At 63.7% G+C, this 18,286-nt stretch carries 14 protein-coding genes; 5 read left to right on the top strand and 9 right to left on the bottom strand.

Features of this window, described 5'->3' with window-relative positions:
• Positions 1 to 118: 118 nt before the first annotated feature.
• The gene (locus FFS21_RS19290) at positions 119 to 1,012 is read right to left on the bottom strand and encodes an alpha/beta fold hydrolase (RefSeq protein WP_137926385.1); all 894 of its coding nucleotides are present in this window, start codon (positions 1,010 to 1,012) and stop codon (positions 119 to 121) included.
• Positions 1,013 to 1,517: 505 nt separating this feature from the next.
• Here FFS21_RS19290 and FFS21_RS19285 point away from each other — a divergent pair.
• Entirely contained in the window at positions 1,518 to 2,615 is a 1,098-nt protein-coding gene (locus tag FFS21_RS19285) for a porin (RefSeq protein WP_137926384.1), read from the top strand.
• A gap of 13 nt (positions 2,616 to 2,628) precedes the next feature.
• Entirely contained in the window at positions 2,629 to 3,630 is a 1,002-nt protein-coding gene (locus tag FFS21_RS19280) for a Bug family tripartite tricarboxylate transporter substrate binding protein (RefSeq protein ID WP_137926383.1), read from the top strand.
• A 162-nt stretch (positions 3,631 to 3,792) separates the two neighbouring features.
• Here FFS21_RS19280 and FFS21_RS19275 read toward each other — a convergent pair whose 3' ends face one another.
• Positions 3,793 to 5,181, bottom strand: a complete 1,389-nt coding sequence (locus FFS21_RS19275; RefSeq protein ID WP_137926382.1) for a DUF2314 domain-containing protein — start codon at positions 5,179 to 5,181, stop codon at positions 3,793 to 3,795.
• A 5-nt stretch (positions 5,182 to 5,186) separates the two neighbouring features.
• Positions 5,187 to 5,852: a 5,6-dimethylbenzimidazole synthase gene (gene bluB / locus FFS21_RS19270; RefSeq protein ID WP_137926381.1), complete on the bottom strand. Its 666-nt coding sequence runs from the start codon at positions 5,850 to 5,852 to the stop codon at positions 5,187 to 5,189.
• 209 nt (positions 5,853 to 6,061) lie between these two features.
• On the opposite strand from bluB, the gene FFS21_RS19265 reads away from it, so the two are divergent.
• Positions 6,062 to 6,418 carry an ElaB/YgaM/YqjD family protein gene (locus FFS21_RS19265; protein ID WP_137926380.1) on the top strand — a complete coding sequence of 119 codons (357 nt, stop codon included), beginning with the start codon at positions 6,062 to 6,064 and terminating at the stop codon, positions 6,416 to 6,418.
• Between the two features lie 24 nt (positions 6,419 to 6,442).
• Here the strand turns inward: FFS21_RS19265 and FFS21_RS19260 are convergent, their stop codons facing one another.
• Positions 6,443 to 8,572 carry a TonB-dependent siderophore receptor gene (locus tag FFS21_RS19260; protein WP_137926379.1) on the bottom strand — a complete coding sequence of 710 codons (2,130 nt, stop codon included), beginning with the start codon at positions 8,570 to 8,572 and terminating at the stop codon, positions 6,443 to 6,445.
• A 322-nt stretch (positions 8,573 to 8,894) separates the two neighbouring features.
• Here FFS21_RS19260 and FFS21_RS19255 point away from each other — a divergent pair, with 322 nt between their 5' ends.
• Positions 8,895 to 9,089, top strand: a complete 195-nt coding sequence (locus FFS21_RS19255; protein ID WP_137926378.1) for a hypothetical protein — start codon at positions 8,895 to 8,897, stop codon at positions 9,087 to 9,089.
• Position 9,090: 1 nt separating this feature from the next.
• Here FFS21_RS19255 and FFS21_RS19250 read toward each other — a convergent pair whose 3' ends face one another.
• The 5 genes from FFS21_RS19250 to FFS21_RS19230 form a co-directional block, all read right to left on the bottom strand.
• Positions 9,091 to 12,213, bottom strand: coding sequence for an efflux RND transporter permease subunit (locus tag FFS21_RS19250; RefSeq protein ID WP_137926377.1), 3,123 nt, complete (start codon positions 12,211 to 12,213; stop codon positions 9,091 to 9,093).
• A gap of 18 nt (positions 12,214 to 12,231) precedes the next feature.
• Positions 12,232 to 13,446, bottom strand: a complete 1,215-nt coding sequence (locus FFS21_RS19245) for an efflux RND transporter periplasmic adaptor subunit (protein WP_137926376.1) — start codon at positions 13,444 to 13,446, stop codon at positions 12,232 to 12,234.
• Positions 13,430 to 14,713: a TolC family protein gene (locus FFS21_RS19240; RefSeq protein ID WP_137926409.1), complete on the bottom strand. Its 1,284-nt coding sequence runs from the start codon at positions 14,711 to 14,713 to the stop codon at positions 13,430 to 13,432. The genes FFS21_RS19245 and FFS21_RS19240 overlap by 17 nt, the downstream gene beginning before the upstream one ends.
• Positions 14,714 to 15,085: 372 nt before the next feature.
• Complete coding sequence (locus tag FFS21_RS19235; RefSeq protein WP_137926375.1) at positions 15,086 to 15,940, bottom strand: HpcH/HpaI aldolase/citrate lyase family protein; 855 nt, start codon at positions 15,938 to 15,940, stop codon at positions 15,086 to 15,088.
• 9 nt (positions 15,941 to 15,949) lie between these two features.
• Complete coding sequence (locus FFS21_RS19230) at positions 15,950 to 17,122, bottom strand: CaiB/BaiF CoA transferase family protein (protein WP_137926374.1); 1,173 nt, start codon at positions 17,120 to 17,122, stop codon at positions 15,950 to 15,952.
• Positions 17,123 to 17,373: 251 nt separating this feature from the next.
• On the opposite strand from FFS21_RS19230, the gene FFS21_RS19225 reads away from it, so the two are divergent.
• The gene (locus FFS21_RS19225) at positions 17,374 to 18,138 is read left to right on the top strand and encodes a sulfite exporter TauE/SafE family protein (protein ID WP_137926373.1); all 765 of its coding nucleotides are present in this window, start codon (positions 17,374 to 17,376) and stop codon (positions 18,136 to 18,138) included.
• Positions 18,139 to 18,286 lie beyond the last annotated feature (148 nt).

Genomic DNA, 18,286 nt, shown 5'->3' with positions numbered 1-18,286 from the left:
TAAATATTGAACACAGGTACGACTATAGACAACGACGCTTTAAAAATAGACTGGGGTTAACCCGTGACGAAGAAGACGCCGACCGATAGTCGGCCAGCGTTCGTGACGGCGAAGAAACTCAGAGGGGAGGCAGTGCTGCGCGCACCACCCGTGCGACGGCTTGAGGTTGCTCGATATAGCAGGCGTGACCTGCATCGGCGATGGCGTGGAACGGCAATGCAAAGCGGTCGGCAAGTGCGGACGATGCAACCGGCGTGGTCACCACATCCTCACTGCCGCAGCCAATCTCGACCGGCACCTGGCGCTGATCGAGATAGCGATGGATATCATCGCCACACAGCAGCGCCACGGCCTGGCGATAGCCATCGGGATTGAGCCGCGCCATGTTCCATCGCACCCATGCCTGCGCATCGGCGGTGGCCGCCGGACTCAGCAGACGCGTGGGGCCGCGTTGCGCAAGACCTTCGACGCCGAGCGATTCCAATGCATCGATACGCTGTTGCGCCACGGCGCGTGACTTTTCTTCATTGCCTGCCGCACCGTATCCCAACGCCGGACTCAGCAACAGGAAACGTCCGGGCTGCATATCGTTCGGTGCATGCGCGGCGTAGGCGGATGCCATCAATGCGCCAAGCGAATGTCCGACGATCAGGTCGGGACGGACTTTCAGCGCGCCCAGCAGTTGCTCGAGTCGCAACGCATAGTCGCGTGCGGTGGGATTCGGCATCGGTAACGGCGTGGACCGGCCGTAGCCCGGAGCATCCCACGCAATGACTCGCGCGCCAGCAGCCAGCAGACTCGCGCACGGCAGCCACGATGCCGCACCGGAGCTGATGCCATGCAGCAGCACGACAACCGGACCCCGTGTGCCGCCGATCCGACACGCCACGCGCGTGGCGTCATTGCCCACCAAGACTTCGCGCTCGGCGAAATGGGTATCGAGCACGGCCAGCAAATCAGGCTGCTGGCCGGTATCGGCGCGATATGTCGTATTGGGCGCGTTTTGTTCCATATATGAAATAGAGATTCGCAAATAAAACCTCTCGACTATAGGCCCGGAATTCCTGTCCGCGGCATCAGGGTAAACAGGGAGATCGCAACGTCAAATCCGTGGCTGACGGAGCAGCCGGATCGAGTCTTATTGCCACGCCCCACAACAGGGAAAACATTCGATTCGCCGCCGATCCCCACCACCAGTGGCGCGGATGGCGATTGCACCGAACCACGTGTCCATGCCTTGCGCAGCGACGGTGCGGCATGCACCACCCCGTTCCGGATCGTGTCCCCACGAGAGGATGGCCTGCGCTATCCACATCGGCGTCCACACCAAGCCTCACTAGGGTTCGCCCTGATCTACGTCCTTGCCGACCGTGTCTATATTTCGTTCGAACGTTTCCTATGTAGTTCAGTGTTTTACTAATGAAACAGTAAAGCGACACAGGACGACATGGCAGCCCCCATACCGTTGCCTCCGGAAACGTCCCACGAGCCCACAAGACTAGAGAAGGAAACGGTAGATGAAGATCGCAAAATACGCGGCAGCCCTGCTCGCCGCCGCGCCCGTGCTGGCTACTGCCCAATCGTCCGTCACCATGTATGGCGTGGTGGACACGGGTATCGAGTACGTCAACAACGTTGGCACCGCGGGAAACAGCGTGGTGCGCATGAATACGCTGACCGGCACGGTGCCGTCGCGCTGGGGCATGCGTGGGTCCGAAGACCTCGGCAACGGCCTCAAGAGCATATTCGTGCTCGAAGGCGGCTTCGCTCCCGATTCCGGCACGGCCAACCAGGGCGGCCGACTGTTCGGCCGTCAGGCGCTGGTGGGCCTGCAATCGAACAAGTACGGCCAGGTCTCGTTCGGCCGCCAGTACACGATGCTCTTCTGGGCCGTGCTCGATCCGGACATCCTCGGGCCCAACGCCTTTGGCTCCGGCTCGCTCGACAGCTACATTCCCAATACGCGCGCTGACAATTCCATCGCGTACAAGGGCAGCTTCGGCGGCCTGCAGGTGGGTGCCACGTACAGCTTTGGCCGTGATGTGGCCAACGCGGGGCCGAGTCCTGCGGGCACCAACTGCGCGGGCGAGAACCCGGCAGACAAGAGCCAGTGCCGCGAGTGGTCCGCCATGGTCGGCTGGGATACCAAGACGTGGGGCGTCTATGCCGCGTACGACTCGCAACGCGGTGGCCCCGGTGCATTCGGCGGCCTGACCAGCAGCAGCTTGCGCGACGATCGCGCCTCGCTGTCCGGTTATGTGCTGCTCGACAAGACCAAGATCGGTGCCGGCGTGATCCGCCGCGAGAATCAGGCCAGCGCCACGCCGCTCTCCGAGCTTTACTACGTAGGTGTGGCCCACGATCTCACGCCGGCCTTCACGCTGTCCGGCCAGGTCTATTACCTGAACTACCAGAACAGCGACAACAAATCGATGCTGTACGCCGTCCGCGGCATGTACAACTTCAGCAAGCGCACCGCCGTGTACGCCACCGCTGGCTACATCAACAACGATGGCAACCTGACGCTGTCCGTCAGCGGTGCATCGGCCGGTGCCAACACCAAGCCGGGCGGCCAGCAGTTTGGCGCCATGGTCGGCGTCAAGCACGTTTTCTAAGCAGGAGAGCCACATGAACCGATTTACGCTCCGCCGCATCGTCATCGCCGCCATCGGCGCTGCCGTCGGCACCGCTGCCCTGCTCGGCACTGCGCCCGCCATGGCGCAGAACGGCTATCCGAACAAGCCGATCACCATCGTCGTGGCCTATCCTGCTGGCGGCGATACCGATGTACTGGCCCGCTTGATGGCCGAGAAACTCTCGTCCCGTCTCAAGCAATCCGTCGTTGTAGAAAACCGCACGGGCGCAGCCGGCACCATCGGCAGCGCCTACGTGGCCCGCGCCGCCGCCGATGGCTACACGCTGCTGCTGGCACCGAACACCGTGTCGATTGCACCGCTCGTGCTGAAGGCCGGCACCGGCGCCACCTACGACGTGATGAACGACCTCACGCCCATCGCCGAACTCGGCACGCAATCGCTGTTCGTCGTGGTGAACAAGAACAGCGGCATCGCCAAGATGAGCGACCTCGTGGCGCGCGCCAAGGCTGGCAAGGTGGAAACCTACGCCACGCCGGGCAACGGATCACCCATGCACATCATGGGTGAACTGTTCAACAAGTCCGCCAACGTCAAGCTGTCGCAGGTGCCTTACCGTGGCACGGCACCGGCCATCGTCGACGTGCTCGGCGGCCAGGTGCCGATGACGTACGTCACGTACGGCGCCGTGGCGCAATACGTGGGCAACGGCACGCTGCTGCCGCTGGCCGTGGCAGACACCAAGCGCTCGCCGTTCGCGCCCAACGTCCCTACGCTGGCGGAACTCGGCTACAAGGATGTGGAAATCGGCGCGTGGCAGGCCCTGCTGGGCCCGAAGAATCTGCCGCAGGACATCGTTCGCACGCTGAACACGCATGTGAACGAGATCCTCAAGCAGCCCGACGTGGTAGCCCGCATGGCAACCATCGCCGTGACGCCAGTCGGTGGTGAGCCCGCCGTGCTGCAAAAGCTGATCGCCACGGACTACGCGCGCTATGCAAAGCTGGTGAAGGAGTTTGGCATCCAGGCCGATTGATGCGATTTCAACATTCGACCTGAACACATCTGGTAGTACTGCAGCCCGGCGTTTTGCCGGGCTTTTTTATGGCGCTGCCTCGCGGGCAATCATGCCCTGACCCAAGCGTCACCGCATGCGGATGATGTAAGAAGGTTGATCCTGGAAGGTCCTGGCGGTCTCCTACTTCAGCAGTTTCGCGGTTTCGTTGCCTTCGGTGCGGCCATCGGGCCAGCGGTGCAGATAGTCGAAGACTTCCGCCTGTTGAACATCCACGATCTGCCCTGCTTTCAGGCTGGGAACAAAGCGCGGATCGCTGCGCAGCATGCCCTTGATCTGCTCGCCCGTCCATTCCATCACCTCGACCCACATGAATTCCCGTCTGTCGTCTGTCGTGGCAAACGGCGCCTTGACCAGCAGCAGTTCACCAGGCGACAAGCCACGCTGAAACGCTTTCTGAAGTGCGGGGAGTTGCAGACGCGCACGCTCGCTTGCCTCGCGCAATGCGTTGTTGGGACGCACGCCGATCACTTCATCGGGTTTTGCGCCGAACACTGCCTTGACGAAATTGGTTTGGCGTTCGGTTGTGCCGCTGCCTGGATAGGTATCGAAATGCAGGGCGACGAGCGTATTGTCCGGGTCGCCTTCTTCCGCCGGTGCTTCCAGCAGACGCACGCGACCTTGTCCGCTACCACCAGCGAGAACGCCTTCGCGTAGACGCTTGCGTGCCCCAGCGTGGCGGAATCCCGAGATCCTGAATTCGAGCAGGCCCTTGTCATTGGCCGGTCCGCTTTCCACCAACTGCTGCCCCACGCTGCTCATGGCGGTGCCCAATGGGGTATTCAACGACCACACCGTATCGTTGATCACCAGATCGGGAAGGCCGAACTTTGCCATGCCGAGAGAGATCACGCGCGTCTGGCCGTCATTGTTGTACGCGTGATAGACGATCTGGCGCGCAACGTCGGGGGTATCGGCCTCCCATGACCGCAGTCGGGACGATTCCCATACCTGAGGCGTGAATGCCTCGCGTGTTTCCTCATCCCAGATAATCGCCTGCCCTTGCCGCACCAGTTCCGCGACAAACGCTTCGGCGCGTCGCAAGTGGGCGGTGGCCTGGCTGGCGGGATGCGCGAAGGTCAGGATGATGACGCGTGGTGCTTTTTGTAGTGCCTGCGCTTGTTCCATCGTCAGCCCCCGCCCGAAATAGCGCAGCGATTCGAGCGACGGTGGCGTGTAGTCACGCGCAGCGTTGCGACTGTCAGCAACCTGCAGCAAAGCATGATCCTGCGCGGCCTTGCTGGGCTTCTCCACAACCTTCATCGCGAACCTCGGGTCCGCGGCCAGAGTTCTTGCAGCCTTTGCCGGGTCTGCCGATGGCGGCGACAGGTAGTACAGGGCGACGGAGAACGTGACGACCTGGCGCTGCCAGCCCTGTGCCGATAATGGCTGGCCCGGTGTGGCGTAAGTCTGGCTGGTAAAGAAAAAGACCAGGAGCAGGAGGATACTGCGAACGCGTTTCGTCTTGTTATTCGGTTCAAGGTCGGACGTGGCCGCCGGGCCACGCAACATCCATCTCAATCGGCGTCGCGCACCGATGGCTCCCACAGCATCTCGCCCAGCGGACGGCGCTGGCGCCAGCCTTCCTGTTCCAGCATGGGTGCGTCGTAGAACGCGGGGACCGGCCCGATGCAAAGCAGCCCGAACGGTGTAGCACCGTCAGGGAGCGCCAGTTCTTGCGCGAGGGCATCGGGATCGAACATCGAAACCCAGCCGAGGCCGAGATTCTCTGCGCGGGCGGCGAGCCAGAGGTTTTGCACAGCGCAGGCGGCGGAAGCCCATGCCATTTCGCGCGGCATGCTGCGGCGGCCGAAGACCGTGCCGTCGTCGGGCGCGAGGATGACGGCGAGCAGTTCGGCACAGTCGCGGATGCCTTCGACCTTGAGCCGAAGAAATTCCCCGGCGCGTTCGCCAAGGGCCTGCGCCGTGGCCTGCCGCTCTGCCTCCACGAGCGGGGCGAGGCGTGTACGCCATTCCGGCGTGCTCAGGCGCATGAAGCGCCACGGTTGCATCAGGCCCACCGAGGGTGCCTGGTTCGCGGCATGCAGAAGCCGCTCCAACTGCGCGTCGGGAAGCCGCGGCCCGGGTGTGAAGTGACGGCAGTCGCGCCGCAACGCAATCACGCGGTAGATGGCATCGCGTTCAATGTCGCCGATCAGAGTGGCGGACCCGGTGGTTTCCATGGTTGAGCAGGTAGCGGAGGCATGTCGTTGTAGCACAGGTAGTGCGCCAGTGACCATGCGTGCGCTTGCGGGTCAAAGTTACAAGCACCGGTAAGTTTTTGGCGTGTGCAACGTCGCGCCAGCGTGAAGGCGCCCGCGCGGACTTGCAGCGCGCGCTGGTACGGAACGTGCGCAGGGGGTGGATTCAACCTGACCACAGTGGAGGTCCCATGCCCAACGATCCGTACGATCCCAATGACATCAATCCGTCGGACCCGCAGCAACGCTTGCGGGCCGACTCCCGGCAGCTGGCACAGGACCTGGACGACCTGCTGGCCAAGCTGCCCAACCTGACGGGCGACGCCATCGAGTCCGCCAAGCAGACGTTCCTGACCAAGGCATCGCAAGGCTCGGACAAGCTGGCGTCGATCAAGTCGTCGGTGACCGATAGCTACGCACGCGGACAGGAGTGCGTGACGGAATACGTCCACCAGCAGCCGGTGCGTGCCGTCGGCATGGCGCTCGGCATCGGCTTCCTGCTTGGCGCCCTGCTCTGCCGGCCGTCCAGTCGCGGCTATCACGACTGAACGACGACTGACCGCTGAACGCGCTTAGTAGTTCAGCACGACATTGAGCATCGCTACGCGCGGGTTGCCCACAGGCAGCACATTGTTGTTCAGCCCGCCCGCGTAGTAAGCCTTGTCGAACACGTTCTTGACGTTGAACGCTGCACGCCAGTGCCGGGCGGTATAGCCGAAACCGAGGTCGGCCACGGCATATCCCGGCACCGTGTAGTTGAAGCTGTAGCCGCGCTTGGCGCTCTCGCCCCGCACACCGGCGCCGACGAACCAGCCGGCCAGTGCACCGCGGAAACGGTACTGACTCCACACCGAGAAGCTGTGGCGCGGCACGGCGTTGAGTGACTTGCCGACGTTCGCAGCAGTCGTATCGTCCGTGACTTCGCTCGCGATATACGCATAGGCACCGGTCACGCTAATGCCATTGCCAAAGTCCTGCATCACCTCGAACTCGAAACCCCGGCTGCGCTGTTCGCCCACGGCGACGCTGAACCCTGTGTTGATCGGATCGCTGCTCAGCACATTGCGGCGAGTCAGGTCGAACGCTGCCAGCGTCACGAGCCCAGCCTTGCCCGGTGTGTCGAATTTCACACCCACTTCGTACTGCCGGCCTTTCTCGGGCTTGAACGAGTTGCCGCTCACGTCGGTGCCCGCATTGGGCAGGAAGGACGTGGCGAAGCTCACATAGGGTCGCGCCCAGTGCGTGAGGTCATACATGACTGCGGCACTGCCGGAGACCGCGTTGTCATCGGTATCGACGCGTGAGTTGGTCAGATGGTTGCGCGATGCGGTGCGCGCCGATTCGTAGCGCAGGCCGCCGGTCAGCGTCCAGCGATCGGCCACGCGGACCTGGTCGCGCGCATAGAGGCCGATGGCGTTGAGCGTATCGTTGGAATCGGTGCTGAAGTTGCCCGGGCAGTTGATCGCCGCACCATACACCGGGTTGTACACGTTCAACGCTCCCACGCGGCACGTCTTCTGCAGACGATCCTCGTTGGTATGCCGATAGTCGATACCAAACGTCAGGCTGTGCTGATGGCTGGCGAATGCGAACGTCTTCTGCACGTTGGTGTCCACGCCAAAGCTATCGCCCTTGAAGCTTTGCTGCGTGCCGCTGCGCGCCATCGTCTGGCTGTTGACCGCCATCGCGCCTGCCGTGACGAACATCCCGGTCAGCGATGACGTCTGGTAGCGCAGGTTCTGGTTGACCGTCCAGCCCGAATCGAAGCGGTGCGTCAGCGCGTATCCAATCCGGTTCTGCTCGCCGTCATACGGCGTGGCATTCGGCTCGCCGATGAAGCGCGAGTTCGGCACCACGCCGTTGATGTTCGACACCAGCGTGCCATTGACCGGCAGGCCCTGCTGGCGAATATAGTGGCGCTCGTTGTGGCTGGCGAGAATCGTGAAATCCGTACGCTCGCCAAAGTCCAGCGTCAGCGACGGCGCCACATAGCGGTTGCGATACCACACGTAGTCAGTGGGATCGTCGCTATCCATGGCCAGCGCGGTCAGGCGGAATGCCGCCTTGCTGTCGGGCTTGAGCGGCGTGCCCACGTCGGCGGTGACCTGCCGGAGTCCATAGTTGCCCACGGTCAGACCCAACTCGCCGAACAATTCCGGACGCGGCCGCTTGGTCACCATGTTGACCAGGCCACCCGGCTGCACCGCGCCGAACAGCACCGAGGCCGGACCCTTGAAGACTTCGACGCGCTCCATGCCGAACACTTCCTGCGCCACGCGGTTGTTCGTGTCGACGAGCAGGCCATCCGCAAACAGCGATTCCGACGCCCGCTGGCCGCGGATGATGAAGTCGTCCCATCCGCGACGGCCGTAGGTATTGGTCGATACCCCCGCCGAGTTCTGCAGCACGTCACTCAGGTTCTGCGACTGCTGGCTGTCCATCAGGTCGCGCGTGATCACGGTGATTGACTGCGGTGTGTCGGCCACCGCCTCGTTGGACTTGGTGACGCCGGCCGGACGGCGCGTGGCGAAACCGACATCGACATACGGATCGGTCGCGGCCTTGACCGTGACGGCGGGCAGCGAAGTCACGTTATCGGCTACTGGCTCCTCGGCGGCCATGACAGGCACGACGGGCAGCGTGAATGAAGCGGCAACCAGCGTGCGGGCTGCAATAGCGAGAGGACGGCGGCGGAAAGACATCGAATGCGGCAGGATGCGGGAAAACCCGCAGTCAGGAGGAGGAAGGGCCGCATACTAATTGAGAATTATTTCTATTTGCAGTCACCCGTGTCTGTTTGTCGCTTTATCGATACAAGCCCGCCGCGCGATCTCAGCGCACCGGGCGTTTAATAAATTTGAATGACTATGACACCGATAGCCGACTTTGGGCGGGGAGCCCGTCGGTATAGTGCTGCACATGGACAGCGCAGCGGAAGGCGGGGTGACAGCAGCCACGCCGAAGCCCTGGCCACCACCCTTCAAACCAATTGAACTTAACTAACCGTTAGCAAGGCAGCGAGCCATGACCCGCCCCCAACACAGCCACCGTGACGCCCACCATCTGAAGATGGCCGCCTACGCATTCGCGGCCGGGTTCTCCTCGCATGCGCAGACCTCGTCGGCGCTGGGCCTGCTCACCGGCACGCTGGCGGTGTGCACGCTGGCTGCGCAAGCCATCGCGCCGGGCGGCTTGCGCATCCCGGCGCTGGTGCGTTGAATCAACCCGCCACGGAATCCGACAGGCGGTTGCCGTTTTCCTGTTCCGCTTCCTCGTCGGGCCAGTTACGGCCCACCATCCACTCGTAGAGCGTAGGCAACACGATCAGCGTCAGCATCGTGGCCGTGATCAGGCCGCCGATGATGACGATGGCCAGCGGGCGCTGTGTTTCCGAACCAATCGCACGCGAGACGGCCATCGGGAACAGACCCAGCATGGCGAGCATCGCGGTCATCAGCACGGTGCGCAGGCGATCCATCGAACCGGTCAGCACGGCCTGCCGCACGGACAGCCCTTCACCGCGTAGCTGATTGAAGTACGTCACCATCACCACGCCGTTCAGCACGGCCTGCCCGAACAGCGCGATGAAGCCGATGGCCGCCGACACCGACAGCGGAATGCCCGTCAAGAACAGCGCGAACACGCCACCGATCAACGCGAACGGAATGTTCGAGATGATCAGCGCCGCGCTCTTGAACGACTGGAACGCGTTGAACAGCAGCAGGAAGATCACCAGCACCGACAGCGGCACCACGATCGACAGTCGTGCCATGGCGCGTTCCTGATTCTCGAACTCGCCCGACCAGCTGATCTTCACATCCTCGGCATTGACGTTCTTCTTCACCAGCGCCTGCATGTCTTTCACCACGCTACCCATATCGCGGTCGTGGATGAAGATGCCGATCGACGTGGTGCGCTGGCCGTTCTCGCGGCTGATGTTCATGGCACCAGACGCCGTGCGGAACGTCACCAGTTGCGACAACGGCACCTGCGCGCCTTCGGCGGTCTGCATGAAGATGTTCGGCAGGTTCGGCAGTTCGCGCTCGTTCGGCTTCAGGCGGATCACTACACTGAAGTGCTTCTCGCCCTCCCACAATTCGGTGGCAGCCTTGCCGGCCAGTGCGCTCTCCATCAGGTCCTGCACATCGGCCACGTTGATGCCATAACGGGCGGCCTGGGCACGATCGAATTCCAGCACGTACTGCGGCAGTTCCCCGTCACGGTCGATGAAGGCGCGCATCACGCCCTTCACGGACTGCACGTTGGCCAGGATCTGGTCGGCCACTGCCTTGTTGTGTTCCAGGCTGTCGCTCTGCACCTTGATCACGATCTGGCCCTTGATCTGCGAGATGCTCTCCAGAATGTTGTCGCGCACCGGCTGCGAGAAGTTCGGCTCGATGCCCGGCAACTGTCGCAGGTTGTGATTGATTTCCTCGATGATGCGGCGCTTGGTGAACCCATCGCGCCACTGCTTCTCGCCCTTCAGGTCCACCAGGATTTCCACGGTGTTGATCAGCTTGGGATCGGTGCCATCGTCCGGGCGGCCCACCTTCGAGATCGTGGTGTTCACCTCGGGCGTCTTGCGGATCACGGTACGCAGCATGCGCGCCTGCTCGCGGGCTTCGGTCAGGGAGACCGAGGCCGGCAGGTCGAAGCTGACCCACATCGAACCCTCGTCGAGTTCGGGCAGGAATTCGCTGCCGAGGAACTTGCCCACACCTACCGTGGCCACCAGCAGGCCCAGCGCGACACCAACCACCTTTTTCTTGTTGTCGAGCGCCCAGCGCAGCATCGGTTCGTAGAGCCGCTTGCAGTGACGCACCACGAAGTTGTCCTCGTGCGCGATGTTCTTCTTGAGCAGCAGGTGGCACAGCAGCGGCACCACGGTCAGCGACAGGATCAGCGAACCGATCAGCGCGCCCGTCACCGTGTAGGCCATCGGCGCGAAGATCTTGCCCTCGTGGCGCTGCAGCGTGAAGATCGGAATGTGCGCCGCGATGATGATGACCATCGAGAACACGGTAGGACGCCCCACTTCGGTCGTGGCCTGCAGGATGGCGTCGAGCCGCGCACGGCTGTCCTTGATCTGCTGTTCCTTCAGTTCGCCCAGCCGCTTGAAGATGTTCTCGACGACGATCACCGCGCCGTCGACGATGATGCCGAAGTCCATCGCGCCGAGCGACAGCAGGTTGGCGGGAATGCCAACCCAGGTCAGGCCGATAAACGTCGAGAGCAGCGACAGCGGAATCACCAGCGCCACGATGGCCGCCGCGCGCACGTTCGCCAGGAACAGGTACAGCACGGCCATCACCAGCAGGGCACCTTCCACCAGATTGCCGAACACCGTGTGCAGCGTCTTGTCGATCAGCGTGGAGCGGTCGTAGTACGGCACGATCTTCACGCCCTTGGGCAGGATCTGCGAGTCGAGCAGTTCGATCTTCTGCTTGAGCGCCTCCAGCACCACCGACGGGTTCTCGCCCTTGCGCATCACCACGATGCCGGACACGATATTGTCCTCGTCATCCTGGCCCATCAAACCCTGCGGCGGCGCAGCACCTACGCGCACCTCGGCGATGTCCTTCACCAGAATCGGCGTGCCGTTGTTCTCGGCCACCACCACGTTGGCGATATCCGCCGAAGTACGGAAACTGCCCAGCGAACGCAGCAGATACTGCTGGCGGCCATACGTGACGGCACCGCCGCCCGCATTCGAGTTGCCGCGCTGCAACGCCGTGAACAGTTGCGCCATCGAGATCTTGGCGTCGCGCATGCGGCCAAGGTTCGGATTCACCTCGTATTGGCGCACCGATCCGCCGATGGTCACCACGTCCGCCACACCCGGCACCTGACGCAGGTTCTTCTCCACGACCCAGTCCTGCAGCGTGCGCAGTTCCTGCGGCGTATAGCCCTTGCCGGCCAGACGGAAGCGGAAGATTTCGCCGATGGCCGTAGAGAGCGGCGCCAGTTCGGGCTGCACGCCATCGGGCAGGTCAACGGCGCGCAGGCGCTCGATGATCTGCTGGCGCGCGGTCACGTCCGTGGCCTTGTCGTTGAACGTCACCATCATGAACGACAGGCCGAACTGCGTATGCGAGAACACGCGCACGGAATTCGGCGTACCGGCCAGCGCCGTTTCGATGGGAATCGTGACCTGACGTTCCACTTCCTCCGCGGCGCGGCCCGGGTACAACGTGATCACGTTGACCTGGATGTCCGACACATCGGGAAATGCCTCGATTGGCAGGTTCTTGAAGGCGGCCAGGCCGCCGGCGACGAAAATAATGAGGCCGAGCCAGACGAACAGCTTCTGGTGCAGCGAGAAATGAACGATTCGGGAAATCATGTATCTGTCGTCCCCGCCTTACTTCGCCGACGCACGCGCGTTGTTCACGGCCGTGGCGTCGCGCAGGATGTCCTGCAGATACAGGTTGCCGTCGGTGATCACCACATCGCCGGCAGACAGCCCCGACACCACTTCGGAGGTGCCCGGCATGGTCACGCCCAGCTTGACTTCGCGACGCTCGAACACGATCGGTGCAGCAGACTTGCGCACGAACACGTAATTTTTGTTGTCCGCCAGGAAGATGGCCTTTGCCGGCACCGAGATCCCCTGGAACGACGCGGCCTGCACCTTGGCCGTCACGTACATCTCGGCTTTCAGCCTGCGGTCGGCATTGGGCACCGACAGTCGCACCTTCACACTGCGCGAGGCCGGGTCCACATAGTCGGCGATCTTGACCACGGTGCCCTTGAACGTTTCGCCGGGATACGCGGCACTCGCCAGTTGCACCTCGATACCCGGCTTGAACAGGCCGAGATCGGCTTCGGCGGCGTCGAGTTGTGCCCACAGCGTGGTGGGATCGGTGATCAGGAACAGCGGTGCGGTGGGTTGCTGGTCAGGGCGCACTTCCATGCCCGGATTGATATTGCGTTCCACCACGAGGCCGTCGATGGGGCTGCGCAGCGCAAAGCGCTGGTTCACCGCGTCGCCGCCCGCACCGTACATGCGCAGCGCGGCCTGCGTGCGCTGCGTATCGGCCGAAGCGCGCGCGCTGTCGGCCTGCGCCTGTTCGAAATCCTTCTGCGAGATGATGCCGGCGTCGTAGAGTTCGCGCTGGCGGGCCAGCGACTTCGACGCCACGGCACTGTCGGCGGCGGCCTTGCGTGCATCGGCTTGCGCGAGACCGAAGTCCGGCGAGGTCAGCATTGCCAGCGGCTGGTTGGCTTTCACCGTGGCGCCGGGCTGCACGAGGATTTCCATCACGCGGCCCGTGAACGGCGTGGCCACGCGCACCGTCTTGTCCTCGTTCCAGACCAGACGCCCTGGCATCTGCAGCATGCGGTCACCGCCGCTCTGCACAGGCTGGCCCACGATGCCGGCGAGCGTCTTCACGCTGGCCGGGTAGGAAATCGTCTGGCCCGAGATCTTCGGATCGTCATCGTTCTCGGGGGCTTCCTTCTTGCCGCAGCCCGCCAGGGCAAGCGTGCACAACGCCACCACGGCGGCCATTCGTACCGCAGCGGTACGAGTCAGACGGAAATCGCTGGAAATACGCATATCAAGGGCGCGACGCATCGGTACGAACCTGGGGAAGCTTGTTGAGATCGGAACTGGTAGCTTGCAGCGCCGTGAGATAGGCCGAAAGGGCCTTGGCATAGTTGCCTTGCGCCTCGAGTGCATCCACCCGGGTCTGACGCAACGCGCGGCGCGCGTCGAGCAGATCCAGCACGCCGCTGGCGCCCTTGGTATAGGCAAACTCAGCACTATTGGCCACGCTTTCGGCAGCGGGCAGTACGGATTCGCGCATCTGCTGCAGCGACGCGCGGGCCGCTTCGAGCTGGGCACGCAGCCGGCCGATGTCGTTCTGTGCTTCGAGCAAGATGCGGTTGCGGTCGTCGAGTGCCGCGTAGTAGTCGACTTCCGCGCGGCGTGCCTCGCCACCATAGCTATGGCGCACGAACAGCGGGATCGACACGAACGCGCCGTAGCTGTTGCCGCTGCCCGTGGTATTGGCTTCGGAAATCGGATAGTGCTCGTACTGGACGCCTACGGTCACATCAGGCACCCGGCCCGCACGGGCGAGGTCGCGCTGCGATGCCGCAGCCGCCAGCCGCGCTTCGGCGGCGGTCACATCGGGCCGGCGCTGGAGCACTTCGGGATCGACCGGCGGCACGGGCGCGTCCGGCGCCGGCCAGTCCGCCACGAGGCGGTTGTCCATCAGCGTGCCGGGCACGCCCATGGCGGCGGCCAGTGCGGCCTTGTCACTGGCGTGATCGGCCAGCGCGTTGCGCAGGTCGCTCTGCGCGCGCAACGTTTCAAGCTGGAGCTTGGTCACATCGGCGCGCGATACGTCGCCCGACTTGAGCCGCGTTTCGTTGGCCTGCTGCGTCCGTCCGTAGAGGCCAACCATTTCGGTCAGCACTTCCACGCGCGTCTGGCTGACCAGCGCCTCGTACCACGCCTGATCCACGCTGCCGAGCTGCTGGGCCACGATGGCCTGGGTCTGCTCGCCCGCAGCCACACTGGCCTTGCGCGCCGCGTCGGTACGCAGATTGCCCTTGTTGGCGGTTTCGATGACCTGATCCACGCGCACCGTGGAGTCCACGGTCTTGCTGCGCCAGTTGCCAGCCCCCACGCCCAGATGCGGGTTGATGTTCGCCACACCCAGGCTCAGCACCGGGTTCGGTCGTTGCGACGCAATCTGGATATCGGCCTGACTGGCCTCTTCGCTGCGGCGCGCGGCAATGATGTCGCGATTGCAGCGCAGGGCATCGAGACGAGCCTGCGAGAGTGTCAGGGCGGCCTTGGCAGGCGGCGGCACACAAGGGCCATCCGGGGGCATTGGCTCGCTGGCCGCGTGGCCCGCGCTTGCCGCCAGGGCAAGCAGCGTTACCGCGGCAGCTTTGGAAACAACAGAAAAATGCACGATCAATCAGGCTCGATTCGCTAGCGGTCTGCAGTAAACGACCGTGCCAACCGAACGGTGCACCGGGCATGAGACTTTTTATGATTCTGGCCGCCCGGGACACGCGGCCTGCCCGAAGGCGGATGCGCACGATCTCCCACGCGCATTTGATCCCAACGTGATTTCAAATGGCTTACATATTCACGCAAGCCACCGCAATTTCTGCGAACCGTCCGGTCAGGGAAAACACCGATTGGCGGCGCGGGCCCTGCCGTCGCCAAAGGCTTGCCGCGCCACTTTTTGCAGGATTCAAAGCATGCGAGCGGTTTCCGCTGCGGCCACGATGCGTTGCGCGCGATCGAGCACGGGGCGGTCCACCATCTTCCCGTCCACCGCAATCGCGGCACCGTTCGACGCGGCAGCCTGCTGCACCACCCGCGTGGCCCAGGCCAGTTCCTCGGCGCTCGGCGCCAGCCCCGCGTGGACCCCTTCGATCTGGTTGGGATGAATCAGCAGCTTGGCGCCAAAGCCGAAACGCCGGCCGCGCGCGGTATCCGCCGCCAGCGCCTGCGCGTCGCCAATGGCCGTGCACACACCATCGACAGGCGCCGGCAGGCCGGCCGCCCTCGAATGCATCACCAGCGCACTGCGGAATGCGTGCAGCGGCAGATCGTCATCGGCCACATCGAGGTCGAACATCAGGTCGATGCTGCCAAACAGCAGCCGCGTGACGCCGGGGGCGCGAGCTACTTCGTGGAGGTCCGCAAACCCTGCCGCACTCTCTAGCAGGGCGTGGCAAGGAATGTCCGGCAGCGTCTTGCGGAGCGCGGCCAGCGAAACCGCGTCTGCCTTGGGCAGGACGATGGCCTGCACATGTTGCATTGCGCAAAAATCGAGATCGTCCGCAAAATACGCGGTATCGGCACCATTCACACGCAGCAGCAACGCCACGCCTGCGGCGTCGGCCTGTGCCTGCAACGGTTGCCAGGGCGCCGTCAGGCCATCGCGCGCAGTGGCCTTGGCATCGGGCGCCACGGCGTCTTCCAGGTCGACGATCACGGCATCGGCGCCCGCCGCAATGGCCTTGCCAATGCGCTCTGGGCGCGATGCGGGGACGAACAGATAGCTGCGGGGCACGCGCGCTGCTTTTTTCGTGGAAGTCATCGCGCGTCCTCAGACCACGCCATCGGTATGCAGGCGCGCGATCTGCTCGGCGCTGTAGCCAAACTCGGCCAGCAGGGCATCGGTATGCTGGCCGACTGCCGGCACCGCGTCCATGCGGGCATCGGTCAGGCCGGGCGGCAACAAGGCGGGTACGCTGCCTACCGGTGTCTCGATCTGGCGCCAGCGATTGCGCGCCGCCAGTTGCGGATGATTCCAGACGTCGGCCATGGTGTTGACGTTGGCATTGGCGATGCTCGCCGCCTCCAGGCGTTCCACCACCTCGGCTGCAGTCAATCGACTGAACGCCTCGACGATCCGTGCGCGCAACTGCGCACGGTTGGCGCTACGCAGGCTGTTGGTGGCAAACGGCGCATGCGTGGCCAGTTCGGGTTCCTGCAGCACCACCTTGCAGAACATCGCCCATTCGCGCTCGTTCTGCAAACCCAGCATCACGGTCTTGCCGTCGCCGGTCGGGAACGGGCCATAGGGATAGATCGTGGCGTGCGCGGCCCCGGCGCGCGGCGGCGGCTCGGCGCCGTCGAACGCGTAGTACATCGGAAAATTCATCCACTCGACCATCGATTCGAGCATCGACACGTCGATGCACTTGCCCCGGCCAGTCTGCCCCCGCTCGATCAGCGCCGCGAGGATGTTGCTATAGGCATACATGCCGGCGGCAATATCCGCCACGGATGCGCCGGCCTTGACGCCTTCCTCGGGCGTGCCGGTCACCGATACAAAGCCCGATTCGCTCTGTACCAGCAGGTCATAGGCCTTCTTGTCCCGATAGGGGCCATCGGCGCCATATCCCGAGATATCGCAGACGATCAGCCGCGGGTAGCGCTTCGACAGCGTTTCGTAGTCCAGCCCCAGCCGGGCTGATGCCCCCGGCGCCAGGTTCTGCACCAGCACATCGGTGGTCTCCAGCAACGCGGCCAGCACCGGCGCTGCATCGGGCGCCTTGACGTCCAGCGTCAGGCTCTCCTTGGAACGGTTGGTCCAGACGAAGTGCGACGACATCCCGCGCACGCGGCCATCGTAGGCACGGGCGAAATCTCCGGGACCGGGACGCTCGATCTTGATGACGCGCGCGCCCAGATCAGCCAGTTGACGCGTGCAGAACGGCGCGGCAATGGCCTGTTCGAGCGAGAGTACGGTAATGCCTTCGAGCGGTCTGGACATGGCGGTATGCGGGGCGTTGTGAGCTTTCACGATGCCGCCAATCTACCCGCCAGTGCCGGCCCTGTGAACTTGGCTTTGCGAAAGGGGGCATAAACGGATTCGATAGCCTGCCCCTCCGAATGACACCTCATCACCCGTGCGCCCCGCGACCGACACCACATCGGTAGTTTCCCGAATGTCTGCCCGATGTCCGCGTATCATCGCAGGCTTGGCTGCGCCCCCCGCCCCCACGTTCAACCCGCCGATTCACGATGCCTGACCACTCGCTGCTCTCCGCCCTGCTCATCTTCGGACTTGGAGGGCTGCTCGGCGGCGTGGGAGGCCTGTTTGGCATCGGCGGCGGACTGATCGCGATTCCGGCGCTGGGCCTGCTGTTCGGCATGGACCAGCAACTGGCGCAGGGCACCTCGCTGGTCATGATCGCGCCGAATGTGCTGATCGGCTTCTGGCAATACCGCAAGCGCGCCGATATCGAACTGAAGACCGCGCTGATCCTTGGCCTCTCCGCCGTCCTCGCTACCTATCTCTCCGCCAAGGTCGCCACGTCGATGGACGCCGTACTGCTGCGTCGCATCTTCGCGCTGTTCATGATCGGCATGGCGATCTACTTTCTCTGGCGCCTGCTGCCCGGCAAATCCGTCACGCAACAACAGGCGCGTGTCTCCACCGCGTGGATTCCAGCGGTCGGCGTGGTCGGCGGCGCGTTCTCGGGATTCTTCAGCGTCGGCGGCGGCGTCGTGGCCGCGCCCGCGCTCGTCGGCCTGTTCGGCATGCGACAGGCCGCGGCACAGGGACTCGCCCTCGCATTGGTGACCCCAGGCGCAGTCGTGGCGCTGTTCACCTATGCCCAAGCCGGACATGTGGACTGGTACGCAGGCATCCCGCTTTCGCTCGGCGGCATGCTGACCATTTCCTGGGGCGTCGCCCTCGCCCACCGCATGCCCGAACGCCGCCTGCGCGCCGCGTTTGCGGTGTGTCTGATTGCGACGGCGGTGGTGATGCTGGTGCGGGGTTAAGAACCCACCTCGACGGAGGTCAACTAACCTGCCGCGGAACATGCGGGACTAGCATCGCCCTCCCACGCCGTACATCGGCAAACATTGATTTTGCAGTTTCGTATTGGACGCGTTGCAAACACCACGAATCGCACATTCACGGCTCGAT

Origin of the sequence: Cupriavidus sp. 2SB (assembly GCF_005503625.1) — a bacterium.
Classification (GTDB): Bacteria; Pseudomonadota; Gammaproteobacteria; order Burkholderiales; family Burkholderiaceae; genus Cupriavidus.
Note: the sequence above shows the minus strand (reverse complement) of the source record. Positions and strands in the feature narration are given on the sequence as shown.